Genomic DNA, 19217 nt, shown 5'->3' with positions numbered 1-19217 from the left:
AATAGTTTACGTTCTGTTGAATTAGCAATGTTCCAATGGGCTAGAAAGCTTATGGCTTCATTTAGATGCTAAACTAAATCCTGCTTTTAGGCTAGGACAACAATAACTGTTTTAATTTTTTGTTTTGTCTCAACAGTATTGATAATATACAATACTGTTGAAGGATAATATTAACGTTTCGAGAATTGGAATTTTTTACGCGCTTTCTTCTGTCCGAATTTTTTACGCTCAACCATTCTTGGGTCTCTAGTTAATAAACCTTCTGGTTTAAGGATGCCTCTGTTTTCATCATTTAACTCACACATTGCGCGAGAGATTGCTAAACGGATAGCTTCTGCTTGACCAGTAATACCACCTCCAAATACATTTACAGAAATATCAAAGTTACCTTCGTTGTTAGTTAATGCTAACGGTTGGTTTACTTTGTACTGTAACGTTGCTGTATCGAAGTAGTCTTTTAAATCTTTTTTGTTAATCGTGATGTTTCCTTTACCTTCTTTAAGGTAAACACGAGCAACAGCCGTTTTACGACGACCAATTTTGTGTAATACTTCCATTACTTGAATTCGTTTAAGTTAATTGTTTTAGGTTTTTGAGCTTCGTGAGCGTGCTCAGTTCCTGTAACAACAGTTAAGTTTCTAAAAAGAGCTGCTCCTAATTTGTTTTTAGGTAACATTCCTTTTACAGATTTCTCTACTAATCTTGCTGGATCTTTTCCGAACAATTCAGTAGCAGTTAAACTTCTTTGACCACCTGGGTAACCTGTGTGACGGATATAAGATTTATCTGTCCACTTGTTTCCTGTTAAGTTGATTTTTTCTGCATTGATAACAATTACGTTATCTCCACAGTCAACGTGTGGTGTGAAGCTTGGCTTGTGCTTTCCTCTTAATAATCTTGCGATTTGAGTGCACATACGCCCTAAAGTTTGACCATCAGCGTCCACTAAAACCCACTGCTTATCTGCAGTAGCTTTGTTTGCTGAAATGGTTTTGTAGCTTAGTGTATCCACAATTTTTAAATTTTATTATTAAACATTCCTCTCTCAAAAAGAGTTTGCAAATTTACGACAATCTTCTTGATTACCAAATAGTATGGCGTATTTTATTTGATAACTTTGTTAATATGTTTCCAAACATTGTTAATTACCCTTTGTTTTTTATAAATCAGATGTTTATAAATCTTTAAGATTGTTTATTTCTCCCTCAAATTTTATAAATTAAATTAAAAGGTCTTGTTTTATAGTTGTATAATTTCTTTTTTGCATGTTAAATTAAATGCTAAACCCTTTTATAATAATGGATAAGACTCTTTTTTTATCTATTTTTGCAGCGTTATGCAAGAATTAAAATTATCTAGCTGGTTGCCTACCACTAATAAAGAGGTGAAAATTCGCGGATGGGAAACACTTGATGTTATCCTTTTTAGTGGAGATGCTTATGTAGATCATCCAACATTTGGGCCTGCAGTAATTGGCCGTTTGTTAGAAAGTATGGGTTTACGTGTTGCCATTGTGCCACAGCCTAATGTTAATGATAACTTGCAGGATTTTGTAAAACTTGGTAAGCCAAGATTGTTTTTTGGTGTTACTGGTGGTTGTATGGATCCTATGATTAGCAATTATAATGCTAATAAAAAGAAGCGTGATAAAGATGCTTATACACCAAATGGTGATATTGGGTTTAGACCAGATTATGCATCGTCTGTATATTCTAAAATTTTAAAAGAAAAATGGCCAGATACTCCAGTTTTAATTGGTGGTATTGAAGGTTCTCTACGTCGTGTAACGCATTACGATTATTGGAGCGATAAATTATTACCAACTATTTTAGAAACCTCTAAAGCAGATATGTTGGTTTATGGTATGGGAGAACAACCATTGCGTGAAATAGTACGTTTGTTAGAAAAAGGCGTGCCATTTAATAGTATTAATACCGTTTTACAAACAGCTGTACTTTTAGATAAAAATGAAAGCATACCAAAAAACAGCAATTGGATAGATGTTGAAATTGCTTCGCATGAAGTGTGTTTAAAGGATAAAAAGAAATACGCCTCTAACTTTAAAATAATAGAGCAGGAGTCTAACAAGTTGGCAGCAAGACGTATTTTTCAAAAAGTGGGCGATAAGACCTTGATGATAAATCCGCCGTATCCAACCATGACAGAGGCTGAAATTGATGCCTCTTTCGATTTACCTTATACACGATTACCACACCCAAAATATAATAAGCGTGGACCAATTCCAGCTTATGAGATGATTAAGACCTCTATAAACATTCACAGAGGATGTTTTGGTGGTTGTAGTTTCTGTACTATATCGGCACATCAAGGAAAATTTATTGCATCTCGTAGTCAAGAATCAATTTTAAAAGAAGTTGATAAAGTGGCTAATATGCCAGATTTTAAAGGCTATTTAAGTGATATTGGAGGACCAAGTGCCAATATGTATCAAATGAAAGGTAAGGTGCAATCTATTTGCGACAAATGTGTGGCACCAAGTTGTATTTCGCCCGTAATATGTAGTAATTTAGATACGTCTCACAAACCATTAACCGATTTATACAAGGCTGTTGATAGTCACCCGAAGGTTAAAAAATCGTTTATTGGTTCTGGAATTAGGCATGATATGTTAGTGCCAGAATTTAATAAAAATGCAGATCCAAAAGAGCTGGATGATTATACAGAAGAGGTGATGACCAAGCACGTGTCTGGACGACTTAAAGTTGCACCAGAACATACCAGTGATCCTGTTTTAAAATTAATGCGTAAACCATCGTTTACATACTTCCATAAATTTAAAGAGCGTTTTGATAAAATTAATATTAAGAAGAATTTAAAGCTTCAATTAATTCCTTATTTTATATCTAATCATCCAGCGTGTGAAGTTGAAGATATGGCTAACCTAGCTGCCGAAACTAAAGATATGGGCTTCCAGTTAGAGCAAGTACAAGGTTTTACACCAACACCAATGACGGTGGCTACTGTAATTTATTATTCTGGTTACCATCCGTATACGCTTAAAAAAGTAAATACGCCTAAAACTAGAAAAGAAAAGGACGAACAACACCGTTTTTTCTTTTGGTATAAAGAAGAAAATAAAGCGTGGATTAAAAAGACCTTGAATAAAGTTGGGCGTCAAGATTTATTAAAAGTTTTATTGCCAGAAAAGTCTGAAAAGTGGCGTAAAAATAAACCAAAAGGCGAAGCTAAAAACACCTTTAACGATGCTGTTCCTTTTAATCAACGAAAGAATAAGGTGAAATATAAAGGAAAGAAAAAGAAACGTCGTTAAACTTAGTCTTACATTTTTTTAAACAGTATTTCTTTGTCGTAATATTTTAATTATATTACTACAATGAAAAAAAGTCTACAACTACTTAACGCTATTGCATTTGTTTTTGTATTAATAATGAACTTTTTAGCCAATACCGGTTTGTTAAATAATACAACCATTGGCGAAGTTTCTTCACAATACAATACTTTATTTACACCAGCAGGTTATGCATTTTCTATTTGGGGAATTATATATCTATTAGTATTTGGGTTTATATTTTATCAAAGCCGTAGTTTGTTTGTAAGCGTTCGCGATGATGGTTTTATACTTACCACAGGTTGGTGGTTTGTAATTTCGTGTGTAGCAAATTGTTTATGGATTGTGGCCTGGATATACAATTACACATTATTGTCTAGTGTGTTTATATTTTTACTGTTATTTTCATTACTAAAAATTGTATTAAATAATAAAATGGAATTGTTTGATGCGCCAATAACAGTTATCGCCTTTTTATGGTGGCCGTTTGTGTTTTATAGTGGTTGGGTTACAGTAGCAAGTATTGCAAATGTCTCAGCAGTTTTAGTAAAGTACAATTGGGATGGTTTTGGTATATCGCCAACTGTATGGACCGTTTTAATGTTAATTATAGCTGCATTAATAAATATAATAGTCACTTGGTTAAGAAACATGCGAGAGTTTGCTCTTGTTGGTGCTTGGGCTTTAATTGCTATTTATATTGCTAATAAAAATGATAACACAGTTATTGCTTACACTGCAATTGGTTTAGCTGTAATACTAATAATTAGCAGCTCTATTCATGCTTTTAAAAACCGAAAAACGAATCCTGCTATTAAATGTATGGAGTTTTTTGAAGGAAAAACTAGTTAGACTTATTTTTCTAATCTTTTATTATTGGATTGCTCTTCGTTACTTGTTGCAATAGCATAAGCTAAAATGCCAATTTCTAAAACCAGAATAGCAATTTTGGCTTTTTTACTTTTTGTTAATGTACTGGTAAGTCCTAATATTTTTGTAATTATCATAGTATGTATTTTTAGTACATACAAATTAATACTTTACTTATTTACGGTTTAACTTGAATGGAAAATCTTTTGACTTGATTGGTTAGCCTACGGAAAGTTTTGCCGCTTCTTTCCACAAATAATTGGGCAATGGTTCGTTTAACTCCCAATTAATACTCATTGGTTTTGAACCGTAATGGTCTTTTATATTTCCTTCTCCTATAAAAACGTAACCTTTCGTATTACCAAATTCATCTTTTGCTTTTTCACGAATAAAAAGTAAAATTCGTTTATTTTCTTCTTGGTGTTTTATATATGACAAACCCTTTCCTTTGTCAGGTCTTGCAGAATTTTGAGTTTGCCAATGAAATAGTAATTCATTTACAGCATAATCATCATACATTGTGGTTGGTGAAAAGTTTTCTTCTGACTTAATAAGGTTGATAAATAGTAATTCGGTATTCAAATCTTTATTTAATGCGGTACCTTCTCTATTTGATGATTTTTTGGTGAAACTACTAAATTTAAATGCTGATAAAATTTGGTCTCTAGTATAACGACTATGTAATTTCAATGGTTGTTCGTACGGTAGCTGAATAGGTAATTCCTTAAAATCGATGTTTTCAATTAATAATTCGAGAACTTCTTTGATTTCTTCAACTAAAATTTTATTTAAACCAATCGTTTTTATACTTTCTTTTAATGAATCAAATCCACCTTCTTTTTGCCAAACATCATAATGTAACATTAAAAGCATGATTTTTTCATTTTGATTTAAATCTGAAATATTTATATTAAAATTTTGTTTGGCAATTTTAAAAATGAATGTAAAATAGCTTAACGAATTTGTTGAAAGCCATTTATTTGATATGGCAGAGACTATTTCTTTCTCATTTTTTGAATCAAAATCATTAATTTTTCCTGCTAATTGACACAGTCTTTTCCAACTATCTCTTTTATATATTGATTGTAATGGTATATTATAAAACTTACTAAAGTTGCCGATTGTTAAAGGTAGATTAGTGTCATGTTGAAATTGCTGTATTCTTTGAATTAACTTATTCTTATTTAATGAGGTTGCAGCTGAAATATTTTTAAGTATTGTTTCTTTTGTCTTTTTCTCTAAAATGATAGAGCAACCTAAAGGTAGATGAGGGAAATCGTCCTCAATTTCTTTTAAAACAGTTGTATTTGTTTTACCTATTAAAGCTCTAAACTTGCTTTCAAAGTTGTATTCAGGTTTTGAGTTTCCAACAAAATCTAAAACTGTCAAGCAGTCTTTCTCTTCATGAAGTCTTAATCCTCTTCCTAATTGTTGTAAAAAGACTGTTAAGCTTTCCGTCGGTCTTAAAAATAAAACCGTATCGATTTCTGGAATATCGATTCCTTCGTTAAACATGTCGACAACAAATAGATAATTGATTTCTTTTTTTTCTAATTTCTGACGAATATAAACTCTGTCTTTACTGTTTTCGCTAGTTAAATAGTCAGCTTTTAATCCAGCTAAAGTAAATTTTTTAGCCATGAATTTTGCATGTTCCATTGTAACACAATAACCTAAAGACCTAACTTCATTTATATCTTTTGTGTATTTGTCTAATGCATCTATGATTTCTCTAACTCTTCTGTCATTCCCTGTATACAAATCTGTTAATTCACTTGGTGCATATTTCCCTCTTGACCAACTTACATTGGTTAAATCAATACTATCGGTAATTCCAAAATATTGAAAAGGACAAAGCAATTTTCTATTCATTGCCTCTGTAAGTCTAATTTCTGCAGCAATCTTATTCTCAAAATCTTCTAAAATGTCTCCACCATCCATTCGTTCTGGAGTAGCAGTTAAGCCAAGTAAAACCTTTGGTTTAAAATAATTTATTATTTCTCTATAACTATTAGCTGTTTGATGATGACATTCATCTATTATGATGTAATCATAATAATCAGGAGTTAAGTTGTATTCTTTAAATTTGTTTTTAACAGATTGTACCGAAGCAAATACAAACTCGAAGTTATTAGGAGTCATACCGTCAACCCATAATTCACCAATATTATTATTTCTTAAAACACCTTGAAAAGTAGACAATGATTTTTGTATGATTTCCTTTCTATGTGCTAGAAATAGTAATTTTGCAGATTTGTTATTTTGTTTGAAGCGTTTATAATCAAATGCAGAAATAACAGTTTTTCCTGTCCCAGTAGCTGCAACTACAAGATTTCTAAATCTTTTATGAACCGTTCTTTCTACTTCTAGTTTTTCTAATACTTCTTTTTGATACGGAAAAGGCTTAATATCAAACAAAGCTGTTGCGTTTTCATAAGGTTTACTAAACTTACTCTGCTTTAAGGCGCTTTGCAATTTCTCTTTGTGCTTAGAATCATCAAATAATTCAAAATCATCACTTTTCCAATAAGAGTCAAATGTCTTATTGAATTTATCGATTATGTGATTTACTTCTTTGGTTGTAACTTTTAAATTCCACTCTAAACCATCAGTTAAAGCTGACCTTGAGAAGTTTGAAGAGCCAATATATGCTGTATGAAATCCAGTGCTTCTATAAAAAAGATATGCTTTAGCATGTAACCTTTCGTTACTTGTATTGTAAGATATTTTAACTTCAGTATTTGGAAGCTTAGAAAGTAGTTGAATTGCTTTGTAATCTGTTGCTCCGATATATGTTGTGGTAATTACTTTTAGTTTTCCACCACGTTCTGTAAATTCTCGTAACTCTTTTTCAAGAATAATGATGCCTTTAAATTTTATAAAGGAAACTAGAAGATATATCTCGTTTGAGGAAAGAATCTCTTTTTTAAGTTCACTTTCTAAAGATAAACCACCATTTCCACCAGTAAATAATTCACTTTGTGTTAATCTTGTATAAGGAGTAATTTCTTTTAATCTTAAATCTAAATTTGAAAAGTGAGCATCAGTTTTAGAAAATACTGCCTTTAATATTTCTCCTTCAATACTTACTAAATCATCATTAAACTCTTGTTTGTTTAATTCATCTTTAAGTAATTTAATTATTTTGTTAGCAATTTCAATTTGTAATTCTGCTTTACCTTTTATAAGTTGAAAAGCGTGTTTTAAAGTCTTAGCTAAATGTTTAGACAAAACATTTGAAGCTTCTTCTTTATCGATTATAGTTTTCTTTAAATAGAATTTATCTTTATCAAGTTTATTTAAATTTTCAGATACTAATTGGGTTATCAATTCTTCGTAAATTCCTTGATTCATAGTGATAAATATTCTTGTAAAATTGGCAAATCTGCTTCAGCCCAATCTAAATTAATCAATTCTTTTTTATTAACTAAAACGGAGTTAACATGTTCGTTAAGTATTAAATCACCTGAAATATATTCAGCAGTAAAAGGAATTAATTTAATTTTAAAATCAGGATATTCATGAGTTACAGGAGTTAACTTATCTTTGATTTCAATTTTGATATTTAATTCCTCAAAAATTTCTCTTTTTATACATTCAACTTCTGTTTCTCCATCTTCAATTTTTCCACCTGCAAATTCCCATTTCAAAGGGAGTTTCATCGTTTCACTTCTTTGAACTGCTAAAATTTTATCATCAAATTTAATGATTGCACATGCAACAAGAATAGTTTTCATCTTAATGCGCCTCCAACCAATTCAAACCAGTATCCACCTCAACATCCAAAGGAACCTCCATTTTAAAGGCGTTTTCCATTTCGGTTTTAATTAAGGTTGTCATCTCTTCTAATTCAGGTTTGTAGACATCAAAAACCAATTCATCATGTACTTGTAGTAGCATTTTGGTTTTATAATTACCAGCTTCCAATTTATTATAAATATTAATCATGGCAATTTTTATAATATCGGCTGCACTACCTTGTATTGGTGCATTTACCGCATTACGCTCTGCTGCACCGCGAACTACTGCGTTTCGGCTATTAATATCTTTTAGGTAACGACGTCTGTCTAAAATGGTTTTTACATAACCATTATCGCGAGCAAAATCTACTTGTTCGCTCATGTATTTTTTAAGCTTTGGATAGGTTTCGTAATAGGTATCAATCAATTCTTTGGCTTCACCACGCGATAAATCGGTTTGGTTACTTAGCCCAAAAGCAGATACACCATATACAATACCAAAGTTTACGGTTTTGGCATTACTACGTTGTGCTCTAGTCACTTCTTCAATTGGTACGCCAAAAACTTTAGAGGCTGTAGACGCGTGAATATCTTCACCATTTTTAAAGGCTTCAATCATGGTTTCCTCTTTACTTAAAGCTGCAATAATACGCAGTTCTATTTGGCTATAATCGGCAGCAAGTAAAGTGTAATCGTCATTTCTAGGAATAAACGCTTTACGAACTTGGCGGCCACGTTCTGTACGAATTGGAATATTTTGTAAGTTAGGATTATTACTACTTAAACGTCCTGTTGCAGCAACGGTTTGCATATAATCTGTATGTACACGTCCTGTGGCTTCTTCAACTTGAAGTGGTAAGGCGTCTACATACGTGCTTTTTAATTTTGCTAAACCACGATATTCTAAAATATTACGGATAATTTCGTGCTCTTTGGCTAATACAGACAGGATATCTTCGCCTGTTTTGTATTGTCCTGTTTTGGTTTTTTTAGGTTTATCGACAAGCTTTAATTTTTCAAATAAAATGATTCCTAATTGCTTTGGTGAAGCAATATTAAATTCTTCGCCAGCAACATCGTAAATTTTGGTTACTAAAGCTTCAATGTCTCTGTTTAAATCGTTAGATAATGATTGTAAAAAGTCTTTGTCTAAGTTAATACCTTCTAGTTCCATTGCGGCTAATACACGCAGTAAAGGCACTTCGATATCATCAAATAGCTTTTGTGTATTGGCTTCGCCTAATTCTTTTTCAAAATGCTCTTTAAGTTGTAAGGTAATATCTGCATCTTCAACGGCATATTCCGTTTGTTTATCTAACGGAACATCGCGCATAGACAATTGATTTTTGCCTTTTTTACCAATGAGTTCTGTTATAGAAACTGGTGTGTAATTTAAATAGGTTTCTGCTAACACATCCATATTATGACGCATGTCTGGATTAATTAAATAATGCGCTAACATGGTATCAAACAATGGACCTTTAACTTCTACATTATATTTTGCTAATACTTTAATGTCGTATTTTAAATTCTGACCAATTTTCTGAATGTTTTCTGCCTCAAAAAAGCATCGTAATGCTTCGATAATGGCTTGTGCTTCCTGCTTATCTTCTGGGAAAGGTAAATAAAATCCTTTTCCTGTTTCCCAAGAAAAAGCGATGCCAACTAACTCTGCAGTTAATGGATTTAAGCCTGTAGTTTCTGTATCAAAACACACACTAGTTTGATTCATTAAATTTTTAATGAATAGTTTGGTAGCCATTCCTGGAGCGACGCTTTGGTAAAAATGAGACGTGTTTGCAATCGTTCTTCTTGTAAAAGCAGTGTCTATATTAGAGGTTCCACCTTTTGTTTCATTTGGATCGCCACCAAATAAATTAAATTGTCCAGCTCCAGCATTAGCGGTTGGTGCTGTGCTTGTTTTTGAACTTGGTTTTTCTGAAGTATTTGAAGTGCTATTTCCTGTTGCAGGCGCATCTTCAGCAAAAGTTTTTATAAAATTATCTGTAAGACGTCTAAACTCTAATTCTTGAAAAATGTCTTTTACTTTATCTATATCTGGTGCATCTAACTCGAAATCTTTAGCATGAAATTCTACAGGAACGTCAAGCATAATAGTGGCTAGTTTTTTAGACAGTAAACCAAGCTCTGCATTGGCTTCTACTTTTTCTTTCATTTTACCTTTTAACTGGTCTGTGTTTGCCAGTAGGTTTTCCATACTGCCAAATTGCGCTAAAAACTTTTTTGCTGTTTTATCGCCAACACCTGGTAATCCTGGAATATTATCACTTGCATCTCCCATCATTCCTAAATAGTCGATAACTTGCAAAGGATCTTTTACTTCAAATTTTTTCTGTACTTCTGGTATTCCCCAAGTTTCATAGCCACCACCAAAAACAGGTCTGTACATAAAAATATTGTCGCTTACTAATTGCGCAAAATCTTTATCTGGTGTTACCATAAAGGTTTGGTAGCCTTCTTTTTCGGCTTGTTTTGCTAAAGTTCCAATAACATCATCTGCTTCAAAACCTTCTTTTACCATGATTGGAATATGCATGGCTTCTAAAATTTGACAAATGTATGGAATGGCTGTTTTTATACCTTCGGGCGTTTCATCTCTATTGGCTTTATATTCTTCGAACATTTCTACGCGATCTGTACTGCCACCTTTGTCAAAACAAACAGCCAGAAGGTTAGGTCGTTCACGTTTAATAACGTCTAAAAGTGAGTTCATAAAACCCATAATAGCTGAGGTATCTTGACCTTTGCTGTTAATTCTTGGGTTTTTTATAAAGGCGTAATAGCCACGAAATATTAAGGCGTATGCGTCTACTAAAAAGACGCGTTTATTGTCTGACATTGAAGTGAATTTATAAAGTATAAAACTACGAAACTTATCGTTTTTAAACAGAATAACTTGTCAACAATAGTATTTTATGCTTTTACAATAAATTGAGATTGGATATTTTCATTCTTTCCATCTTGAAATTTAGTCATGCTAAACCATTGATGTATAGAGAAACTGCCTGTTTCACCTTGCTTATTTACAGCAATATAACCAACTTGAAAATTTTTAAAATCGCTATTTGGTTTATTTACAATACGTTTTATAGCTTCTTCGCAAGCGTCTTGTGGCGATTTGCCTTGTCGCATAAGTTCTACTACTAAAAAGCTACCAACGGTTTTTACAACTTCTTCACCTAAACCTGTTGCGACACAGCCACCAATTTCGTTGTCTATAAAGAGTCCTGCGCCAATAATAGGCGAATCGCCAACACGACCTGCCATTTTATATGCGAGTCCACTTGTGCTACAAGCTCCAGAAATATCACCATTTTTATCTATAGCAAGCATGCCAATAGTATCGTGATTTTCGATGTTAATAATTGGTTTATACTTAGATTTTATTTTCCATTTTTCCCAAGCTTTTTTCGAAGCTTCGGTAAGTAAATTTTCTTTTTTCAAACCTATTTCGTAAGCATATTGTTCTGCGCCAACTCCTGCAAGCATTACATGTGGCGTGTTTTCCATTACATGTCGTGCAACAGTAATAGCGTGAGTAATGTTTTGAAGATAGACTACAGCACCACAATTGCCATTTTTATCCATAATGCAGGCATCTAAAGTTACATTGCCGTCGCGATCTGGCAATCCACCTTTTCCAACGGTTTGATTTTTAATATCTGCTTCTTCAACTTTGCATCCAGCTTCAACAGCGTCTAACGCTGTGCCTCCATTTTTTAAAACCTTGTAAGCAGCTGCTGTTGCATTAGGATAATTCCATGTTGCAACTACAAGAGGTAAAGACGCTTTTGGTGTTTTTTTTAGTATTGGTGTTGGCGTTTTTTTATCGTTGGTACAATTTACTATTGTGGCTCCAACAGCTAAACTAGCAGTGGATAAAGTTGCGTTTTTAAGAAATTTTCTACGTTTCATTAAAGCATGATTTTTAGTTTAGATTATGAAGGTTTTTTTTCTTTTAATCACAATATAAATATTCTGAGGCTTTAAATAACAAAATGAAAAAAAAAGACTCACAAAAATGTGAGTCTTAAATTTATATTTTAAAAAGATATATTAATATTCCACACCTTGTTTGTCTAATACTGATTTTGTTCTAAAGGCATAAAATAGCAAGTAGCCAAAACACATTACAGCAATCCAATATGATGATTGAATAGTAAATACATCGGCTATTTTACCTTGTAAAGGAGGAATAATTGCTCCGCCAAGAATCATCATAATTAAAAAGGCAGAACCTTGAGAAGTGTATTTTCCTAAACCAGCAATACTTAAAGTAAATATACAAGGCCACATAATTGAACAAAATAAACCACCAGATAAAAAGGCAAATAAGGCTAAATTACCAGTTGTAAATAAGCCAATTAGCATACCTAAAACACCTAATGAGGCAAAGATTTTTAATGTGTTTACAGGATTGTCTTTTGCCATAAAGAAACCTACAATTTGTACTGCTATACATACACAGAAAAATAAAATTTGGTCACTAGAATATTTACCATAATTAACCAATAGTATTACACCAAAAGCTACGTAAGGTACAATTATTAATAACCATTTTTTTAAGCCTTTACTTGGGTTAAATACAGTAATAGCACCAACCCAACGCCCAATCATTAATCCACCCCAATAAAGTGAAATAAATGGAGCGATTTGTGCATCGTTTAAAACTGGTAATCCTAAAGGATTTAAGTTTGCAACTTTATCTGCAACTTGCTTTAAAAGCTCGCCTAGATTACTTTGAATTGTTACTTCTACACCAACGTAACAAAAGATAGCTAACATACCTAATACCAATTGCGGATACTTCATTGCTCCCCAACCAACAGCATTTTTACTAGCACTAGAATTTGCTATAAATACAGAAGCAACTACAGCAAATAAGGCAACAAATAATAATATTAAACGTGTGTTTTCTAAAGTTTCTGAAGCTACTGTTTCACCAGAATAGGTGCTAAAAATATAGCCAAAACAAGCTACTATAACTACGGTTAAAACTATAAGTAAATTTCTTGCTTTGTTAGCAGGTTCAAATACAGTGTCTGATTTTAAAGCAGGTAATTTTTTTGAAAAATAGAATAATGCTGCAGCTAATAAAAATAAAACACCAACGCCTAAGTATAGCATTTGCACAGTACTTAATGTGATTTCATTATTTTTAATCATGTTAACCAGTTCTTCTGGACTTACTGATGCGGTACCAAAAATTACAAGAGCAACAACTACAGGTCCAATGGTTGTTCCAAACGAGTTAATTCCTCCAGCAAGATTTAGCCTATGCGATCCTGTTGCAGGATCACCAAGAGCAATAGCGAAAGGATTTGCTGTAGTTTGCTGTAAAGAAAACCCTAAGCCTACTATAAATAAAGCAATAAGAACAAGGTAGAAAACAGCAGTTTGACCTTGTTCTGCACCAGCAGTTGCAGGATACATTACAAATGCGCCAACAGCAGAAAGTAACAAGCCATAAATAATTCCGTTTTTATAGCCCCATTTATTTAGGATGTCTTTTTTAACTGCACTTGAGATAATAAATAAGGATAATGCACCAATATAATAGGCACCATAAAATGCAAAATCTACTAACTGAGATTGAAATTGATCGATATTAAAATACGTTTTACAAAACGGAATAAACACACCGTTAGATGCTGCTATAAATCCCCAAAAAAAGAAGACTGTAACCAAAGTAGTTAAAGCAGATTTGTTGTTTTGATTTGTCATGGTTTAGTTAATTAGTTGCCTAAATGTAATTAAAATTAGCTTTTAAAAGTGCTAATTATTTGTGTTGTATAGTTTATGTATGGTTATTTTATTATTATCTCGTCTGCAAATAACCAGCTTTTGCCATCGTGTTTGCTGCCTAAATGCCACTTAGGAAGATCGCCTAATTTCTTAGCTACAATTTTTATGTATTGGTACTTTTTTGGCACTAGTTTAAAATATGCAGTCCACAAAGAAACCTCTTCTTGAGGTATTAACTCTAATGGCTCTCTAATATCATCAATTTTAGTAAAGTTAATACCATCTTTAGAGCCATAACATTCTACTTTTGTAGGATAAAAAATCCAAGAGCGTTGGTCTTGTAAAAAATTAATCTTAACTAAGTTTACCAATTTTTCTGAGCCTAAATTAACTATAGCCACTAAGTCTTCGTTAAAATAGCCTTGCCAAGTACCTGTTCTAAAATCTTGAGTTCCTAGTATACCATCTATTAACGCATTGTTTCCGCCGCCATTATACTGGTTAGCATATTTGGTTTTTAAGGTTACTGAAAGATTAGGATCTATTTTAAAAAAATGGGTAGTAATTGTTTTGCTTTTCTTTCCGTTTAATTCTGCATAAACATTTAGTTTTAATGCTTCAGAAATACTAAATGGTTTTGTGTATTTTTTAAATTCTGAATTGTTTTCAGAATAATAAATAACAGCATTTTTAGTGTTACTGTTAAGAACAACTTCGGTTTCACCTTTAAAAGCAGTATCGCCTTTCGCAATAAATGGTGGTGTTACAATAAGGTGTTCTTCGATTTTTGTTTCTGGAATTTCGGAATCTTTTGTTGCCCAATTTGACGGTGAGTTTGTCATTTTAAAATGAAGCGTTCCGCCATTCATTATATCTTGATGTGTAATAAATGATTGCTGTAAAGGTTTTCCGTTTAAACTGGCTGATGCTATGTATTTATTGGTGTCGCTTAAATTAGTAGCTGAAACCGTAAAGGTTTTTCCATTTTCTAAATTAAAAGTTGCGTTTTTAAATAAGGGTGTTCCTATTATGTATTGATTGCTTCCTGGAGTAACTGGATAGAAACCTATTGAACTAAATATGTACCAAGCGCTCATTTGACCGCAATCTTCGTTGCCAGAAATACCATCTGGAGTATTGGTATATAACTCGGTTAATATTTGGTGGACTTTTTCTTGTGTTTTATGTGGTTTATTTACAAAATTATAAAGGTAAGCCATGTGATGACTAGGCTCGTTACCATGAGCGTATTGACCAATTAATCCTGTAATATCTTTTTGATGCCTGCCAGAAGTTTTGTTTGTAGCAACAAATAATTTATCAAGATTTTTTTCTAGGTTTTGCTTGCCGCCTAATAAATTTATGAAGCCAGAAATATCTTGTGGTACATAAAAACTATATTGCCATGCGTTAGCTTCGGTATAATTAAAGTTTACTTCGTAGGGATCGAAAGGACCGAACCAAGTGTTACGAAAACGACCACGCATGAATTGCGTTTCTGGATCGAAAACGTTTTTATAGTTTTGAGCTCTTTGGGTATAGTTTTTAAAAACTTCGGTTTTATTCATGGCTTTTGCCATTTGTGCAATAGACCAGTCATCGTAAGCATATTCTAAGGTTTTTGATACCGATTCGCTTTCTTCTTCTACAGGAATATACCCAAACGTTTTGTAGCTTTTTAAACCTAATTTATCACGTGTGGCACTATGTAGCATGGCTTCTAAAGCTAAGTTATGGTCGTAATCACGAATACCTTTTAGGTAAGCGTCTGCAATTACAGGAACCGCATGATAGCCAATCATGCAACCGGTATAATTGGCGCTTAAATCCCAAATAGGCATAATGCCGCCTTCGTTATGTTTTGCTAAAAAGGTGTTTATAAAGTCGTTAGTTTTATCCTGTTCAATTATAGTGTATAATGGATGTGCAGCACGATAGGTATCCCAAAGAGAGAACACAGTGTAATAATCGAAACCTACAGATTTGTGAATTTCCATATCCATGCCACGGTATTTGCCTGTAACATCTTGATATAAATTTGGCGCTAAAGCAACATGATACCTAGACGTGTAAAAGTTAGTTTTATAGTCTTTATTATCACTTTCTACAACTATTTTTTGTAATTGTTTTTCCCAGAAATCTTGAGCTGTTTTTTTTACTTGATTAAAAGATTGGTTTCCTATTTCGGCTTTTAGATTTTCTTTTGCACCTTCAATATCTACTGCCGAAATTCCAACTTTTACATAAACAGGCTCATTGTTTGGGTTTATAAAGTTTAGTGCGATTTTTTGCGCTCCAGGCATTCCTGTTTTTGGAGGCGATTGTAAAACATCATTAAATGCATGAGATGTTTTTATTACAAAGTATAAACGTTGGTCTGTTGCCCAAGCTTCAGAAAAACGATAGCCTACAATTTCGGTATCAGATATTTTTTCAATTTTCGCGTCTAAAACTTTATCTCTATGTGTTAAATCTACAATAGCGTATTGGTTATTAGGAGATGGAAATTGATATTTATGTATGCCGCTGCGTTTAGAAACGGTGAGTTCAACATTTATATCTGTATCGTCTAAATGTACTTTGTAATATCCTGGTTCTGCTATTTCATTATCGTGAGAAAATTTAGATTTATATCCTTTTTTGCCATCTGCACCATTATTAAAAACCTGCTCGTTAGTAGGCATTATTAAAACATCGCCATAATCGCTAACACCTGTACCACTTAAATGCGTGTGTGAAAAACCATAAATTTCATTATCGCTATAGTGGTAGCCAGAGCAACCATCCCAACCATCTAAACGTGTATCTGGACTAAGTTGCATCATGCCAAAAGGCATTGTAGCACCAGGATAAGTGTGGCCATGACCACCAGTACCAATAAATGGGTTTACGTAAGCAATTAAAGGTTTGTTTTTTATAGATTTTTCTTGTTTGTTATCTTCTTTGCATTGCGTAAGTAGAAGTAAAAAGCTAAATAGGAATATGATATTATATTTCATTAAAATGGGTTGGATAATTTAATAGGTCTAAATATAGTGAAATGTATTAATAGGAATTACTAATAGGATAGAGCAGGCTGTTGCTTTTATTGTTAAAACTCCTAAAACAAGTTGTTTTTGTACAGTGTTTTACATTAAATGCTGTTTAAAGAATTAAAAATCAAAACGTTTAACAATTTAGTAAGAAAAACTAGTAGTAACTATTAATATATTTGTGTTAAAATTAAGTTTATGCTCCGTTGGATTATTCTTGTTTTACTGGTATTTGCGTTCGATTTGTATGCATTTCAAACCATTAGAACACTTACAAAAAGTTATTGGATTTATGTTATATATTGGTTAGCGAGTACTTATGTTGTAGGTAACTTTATTTATTACTATGCCAATTTTGTTAGAGGCGAAAGTTTTACTCATGGCCATGGTTATGCAGTTGCTTTTTTAGTTACTTTATTTGTACCAAAACTAATTTTAGTACTATTTATGTTTGGTGAAGATATTGTGCGTTTTGTTCTTACTATACTTAATAAAACAGCAAAGTCTGATGCAGATACTATTGCTTATTCTACTAGTAGAAGAGGTTTTGTTTCTAAAATAGCTTTAGGCTTAGCAGCAATTCCATTAAGTTCTTTTATTTATGGGATTTACAGAGGAAAGTATAATTACCAAGTTGTTAAACATGTACTCTATTTTGAAGATTTGCCAGAAGCGTTTGATGGTTATAAAATAACACAAATAAGTGATGTGCATTCTGGAAGTTTAGAAAACAGAGAGAAAATAGAATATGGTATTGATTTAATTAATGAGCAAGAAAGTGATACTATTTTATTTACTGGAGATATTGTAAATACTAAAGCTGCAGAAATGAATAAATGGGTAGATGTTTTTGCAAAATTAAAAGCAAAAGATGGAAAATATGCAGTTTTAGGTAATCATGATTATGGATATTACGCCTATGGTGGAGATGCAGATTTAAATGCGAAAAACCAAAGGGAATTAGAAGAGATTCATAGAAAAATTGGCTTCGATTTACTAATGAATGACAACCGCCAGATAGAGCGAAATGGTCAAAAAATAAATTTACTTGGTGTTGAAAACTGGGGAGCATCTCGTCATTTTCCAAAACGCGGAAGCTTAAAAGAAACGACTAAAACCATTGGAGACAATGAATTTAATATATTAATGTCTCATGATCCTTCGCATTTTGATTTTGATAAAATGGAAGTAAATAAAGACGATATAAATAATCATGATATTGTAACAAACGAAACTAATATAGTTAATTTTGAAAAGCACATTCATTTAACCTTAGCAGGCCATACACATGGTATGCAGTTTGGTATAGAAGTACCTTCTTTAGGTATAAAATGGAGTCCTGTAAAATACCGTTACCCAAAATGGGCAGGAATGTACGAGGTAGCAGGTAAGTATTTAAACGTAAACAGAGGCTTTGGTTATCTTGCCTTTCCTGGTAGAATAGGGATTTGGCCAGAAATTACTGTAATCGAGCTTAAAAAGGGTGTAAATAATGCTTAATTTAGTGGAAATGTTATATTTGTATAACAAACTTTAAATAGAAGGTTTAAGAAATGTCAAAATTTGGAGAATTAATAGATGTAAATATTCCAGTCTTATTAGACTTTTTTACAGAATGGAATGAGCAGTCAACAGCAATGCATCCAGTGTTAAGAGATGTAGCAGCTGCACTTGGCGACAAAGCAAAAGTTATTAAAATTGATGTTGAAAAAAACAAAGAACTTTCTGAAGCTTTACGTGTAAAAGGTTTACCAACACTTATTATTTATAAAGATGGTGAAATGAAATGGAGACAGAGTGGAGAACAAGATGCAAATACTTTAATAGCACTTGTACAATCTTATTTCTAAAAATTAATAGCTTTAAATTGATAGCCTTGTTTGCTAAAGTGCTCTAAAAACTTTGGTAAAGCGTACATCATGTTTTTTGATGCTTTTATGCTGTCGTGAAATACTATAATGTTTCCGTTTTTAGTTTTAGAAATGGCATTTTTTAAACACGTTTCTTTACTTATTTCCTTTTCCCAATCAAAAGTTATAACGCTCCACATTATAATTTTATAGCCAAGATTAATTATTTTTTTGCCTTGACTTTTTTTTATTTGTCCAAAAGGCGGGCGAAATAGTTTTACTTTTTTACCACTTGTTTTTAATGCATTATTAATAATAGTTTCGGCTTGTAACGTATTATTTATATAGGTATTAGTATCTGTTTTCCATCCTTTAACATGATCCTGGGTATGGTTGCCAACAGCGTGGCCTTTATTTAAAACCGATTGAAAAATCTCTGGATGTTTTGCAACATTATTTCCTATGCAAAAAAAGGTGGCTTTTGCATTGTATTTTTCGAGAATGTTTAATGTCCACTTTGTGATTTCTGGTGTTGGTCCATCATCAAAAGTAAGGTATAGCGTTTTGTTATTAGACGAAAAATCCCAAACATAGTTTGGGAAAATTCGTTTTATTACTCTTGGTATTTTTACAGGAACAAATCTCATAA

14 protein-coding genes are annotated in these 19217 nt (G+C 32.5%); 4 read left to right on the top strand and 10 right to left on the bottom strand.

The features are described from left to right. Positions 1-170 precede the first annotated feature (170 nt). Both rpsI and rplM read right to left on the bottom strand, forming a co-directional pair. Positions 171-557: a 30S ribosomal protein S9 gene (gene rpsI / locus BM549_RS04240; RefSeq protein WP_076734291.1), complete on the bottom strand. Its 387-nt coding sequence runs from the start codon at positions 555-557 to the stop codon at positions 171-173. Beyond that, complete coding sequence (gene rplM, locus BM549_RS04235; RefSeq protein WP_290469127.1) at positions 557-1012, bottom strand: 50S ribosomal protein L13; 456 nt, start codon at positions 1010-1012, stop codon at positions 557-559. Before rplM ends, rpsI begins: the two co-directional genes overlap by 1 nt. Positions 1013-1336: 324 nt before the next feature. Between rplM and BM549_RS04230 the strand changes: the two genes are divergently transcribed. Both BM549_RS04230 and BM549_RS04225 read left to right on the top strand, forming a co-directional pair. Further along, positions 1337-3292, top strand: a complete 1956-nt coding sequence (locus BM549_RS04230; protein WP_290469126.1) for a YgiQ family radical SAM protein — start codon at positions 1337-1339, stop codon at positions 3290-3292. Between the two features lie 63 nt (positions 3293-3355). Beyond that, on the top strand, positions 3356-4162 hold the full coding sequence (locus tag BM549_RS04225; RefSeq protein ID WP_290469125.1) for a tryptophan-rich sensory protein: 807 nt from the start codon (positions 3356-3358) through the stop codon (positions 4160-4162). 2 nt (positions 4163-4164) lie between these two features. Here BM549_RS04225 and BM549_RS04220 read toward each other — a convergent pair whose 3' ends face one another. The 7 genes from BM549_RS04220 to BM549_RS04190 form a co-directional block, all read right to left on the bottom strand. Next, positions 4165-4317: a hypothetical protein gene (locus tag BM549_RS04220; RefSeq protein ID WP_290469124.1), complete on the bottom strand. Its 153-nt coding sequence runs from the start codon at positions 4315-4317 to the stop codon at positions 4165-4167. Between the two features lie 82 nt (positions 4318-4399). After that, positions 4400-7510 carry a DEAD/DEAH box helicase gene (locus BM549_RS04215; protein WP_290469123.1) on the bottom strand — a complete coding sequence of 1037 codons (3111 nt, stop codon included), beginning with the start codon at positions 7508-7510 and terminating at the stop codon, positions 4400-4402. A gap of 20 nt (positions 7511-7530) precedes the next feature. Beyond that, a complete protein-coding gene (locus tag BM549_RS04210) occupies positions 7531-7917 on the bottom strand; it encodes a (deoxy)nucleoside triphosphate pyrophosphohydrolase (RefSeq protein ID WP_290469122.1) in 387 nt (128 codons plus the stop codon). Position 7918: 1 nt separating this feature from the next. Next, the gene (gene polA, locus BM549_RS04205) at positions 7919-10780 is read right to left on the bottom strand and encodes a DNA polymerase I (RefSeq protein ID WP_290469121.1); all 2862 of its coding nucleotides are present in this window, start codon (positions 10778-10780) and stop codon (positions 7919-7921) included. A 74-nt stretch (positions 10781-10854) separates the two neighbouring features. Then, positions 10855-11856 carry an isoaspartyl peptidase/L-asparaginase family protein gene (locus BM549_RS04200; RefSeq protein ID WP_290469120.1) on the bottom strand — a complete coding sequence of 334 codons (1002 nt, stop codon included), beginning with the start codon at positions 11854-11856 and terminating at the stop codon, positions 10855-10857. Positions 11857-11997: 141 nt separating this feature from the next. Beyond that, positions 11998-13665 carry an MFS transporter gene (locus BM549_RS04195; RefSeq protein ID WP_290469119.1) on the bottom strand — a complete coding sequence of 556 codons (1668 nt, stop codon included), beginning with the start codon at positions 13663-13665 and terminating at the stop codon, positions 11998-12000. 83 nt (positions 13666-13748) lie between these two features. After that, positions 13749-16685, bottom strand: coding sequence for a GH92 family glycosyl hydrolase (locus BM549_RS04190; protein WP_290469118.1), 2937 nt, complete (start codon positions 16683-16685; stop codon positions 13749-13751). Between the two features lie 231 nt (positions 16686-16916). On the opposite strand from BM549_RS04190, the gene BM549_RS04185 reads away from it, so the two are divergent. Together BM549_RS04185 and BM549_RS04180 are read left to right on the top strand one after the other, a co-directional pair. Beyond that, the gene (locus BM549_RS04185) at positions 16917-18218 is read left to right on the top strand and encodes a metallophosphoesterase (RefSeq protein WP_290469117.1); all 1302 of its coding nucleotides are present in this window, start codon (positions 16917-16919) and stop codon (positions 18216-18218) included. 53 nt (positions 18219-18271) lie between these two features. Next, positions 18272-18568 (top strand): co-chaperone YbbN, encoded by a 297-nt coding sequence (locus tag BM549_RS04180; RefSeq protein WP_013869311.1) that lies wholly within the window; start codon positions 18272-18274, stop codon positions 18566-18568. Here BM549_RS04180 and BM549_RS04175 read toward each other — a convergent pair. Beyond that, positions 18565-19215 carry a polysaccharide deacetylase family protein gene (locus BM549_RS04175; RefSeq protein ID WP_290469116.1) on the bottom strand — a complete coding sequence of 217 codons (651 nt, stop codon included), beginning with the start codon at positions 19213-19215 and terminating at the stop codon, positions 18565-18567. The two genes, BM549_RS04180 and BM549_RS04175, sit on opposite strands and share 4 nt — an antisense overlap. Between the last annotated feature and the right edge of the window lie 2 nt (positions 19216-19217).

The organism is Lacinutrix sp. MedPE-SW, assembly GCF_001874145.1.
Lineage (GTDB): Bacteria > Bacteroidota > Bacteroidia > Flavobacteriales > Flavobacteriaceae > Lacinutrix.
Note: the sequence above shows the minus strand (reverse complement) of the source record. Positions and strands in the feature narration are given on the sequence as shown.

What these genes read in the sequence shown, in the direction of transcription:
- BM549_RS04185 (WP_290469117.1), top strand. Translation starts at nt 16,917, where the DNA reads ATGCTCCGTTGGATTATTCTTGTTTTACTGGTATTTGCGTTCGATTTG.
- BM549_RS04225 (WP_290469125.1), top strand. Translation starts at nt 3,356, where the DNA reads ATGAAAAAAAGTCTACAACTACTTAACGCTATTGCATTTGTTTTTGTA.
- BM549_RS04200 (WP_290469120.1), bottom strand. Translation starts at nt 11,856, where the DNA reads ATGAAACGTAGAAAATTTCTTAAAAACGCAACTTTATCCACTGCTAGT.
- polA (WP_290469121.1), bottom strand. Translation starts at nt 10,780, where the DNA reads ATGTCAGACAATAAACGCGTCTTTTTAGTAGACGCATACGCCTTAATA.
- BM549_RS04175 (WP_290469116.1), bottom strand. Translation starts at nt 19,215, where the DNA reads ATGAGATTTGTTCCTGTAAAAATACCAAGAGTAATAAAACGAATTTTC.
- BM549_RS04195 (WP_290469119.1), bottom strand. Translation starts at nt 13,665, where the DNA reads ATGACAAATCAAAACAACAAATCTGCTTTAACTACTTTGGTTACAGTC.
- BM549_RS04180 (WP_013869311.1), top strand. Translation starts at nt 18,272, where the DNA reads ATGTCAAAATTTGGAGAATTAATAGATGTAAATATTCCAGTCTTATTA.
- BM549_RS04210 (WP_290469122.1), bottom strand. Translation starts at nt 7,917, where the DNA reads ATGAAAACTATTCTTGTTGCATGTGCAATCATTAAATTTGATGATAAA.
- BM549_RS04190 (WP_290469118.1), bottom strand. Translation starts at nt 16,685, where the DNA reads ATGAAATATAATATCATATTCCTATTTAGCTTTTTACTTCTACTTACG.
- BM549_RS04220 (WP_290469124.1), bottom strand. Translation starts at nt 4,317, where the DNA reads ATGATAATTACAAAAATATTAGGACTTACCAGTACATTAACAAAAAGT.
- BM549_RS04230 (WP_290469126.1), top strand. Translation starts at nt 1,337, where the DNA reads ATGCAAGAATTAAAATTATCTAGCTGGTTGCCTACCACTAATAAAGAG.
- rpsI (WP_076734291.1), bottom strand. Translation starts at nt 557, where the DNA reads ATGGAAGTATTACACAAAATTGGTCGTCGTAAAACGGCTGTTGCTCGT.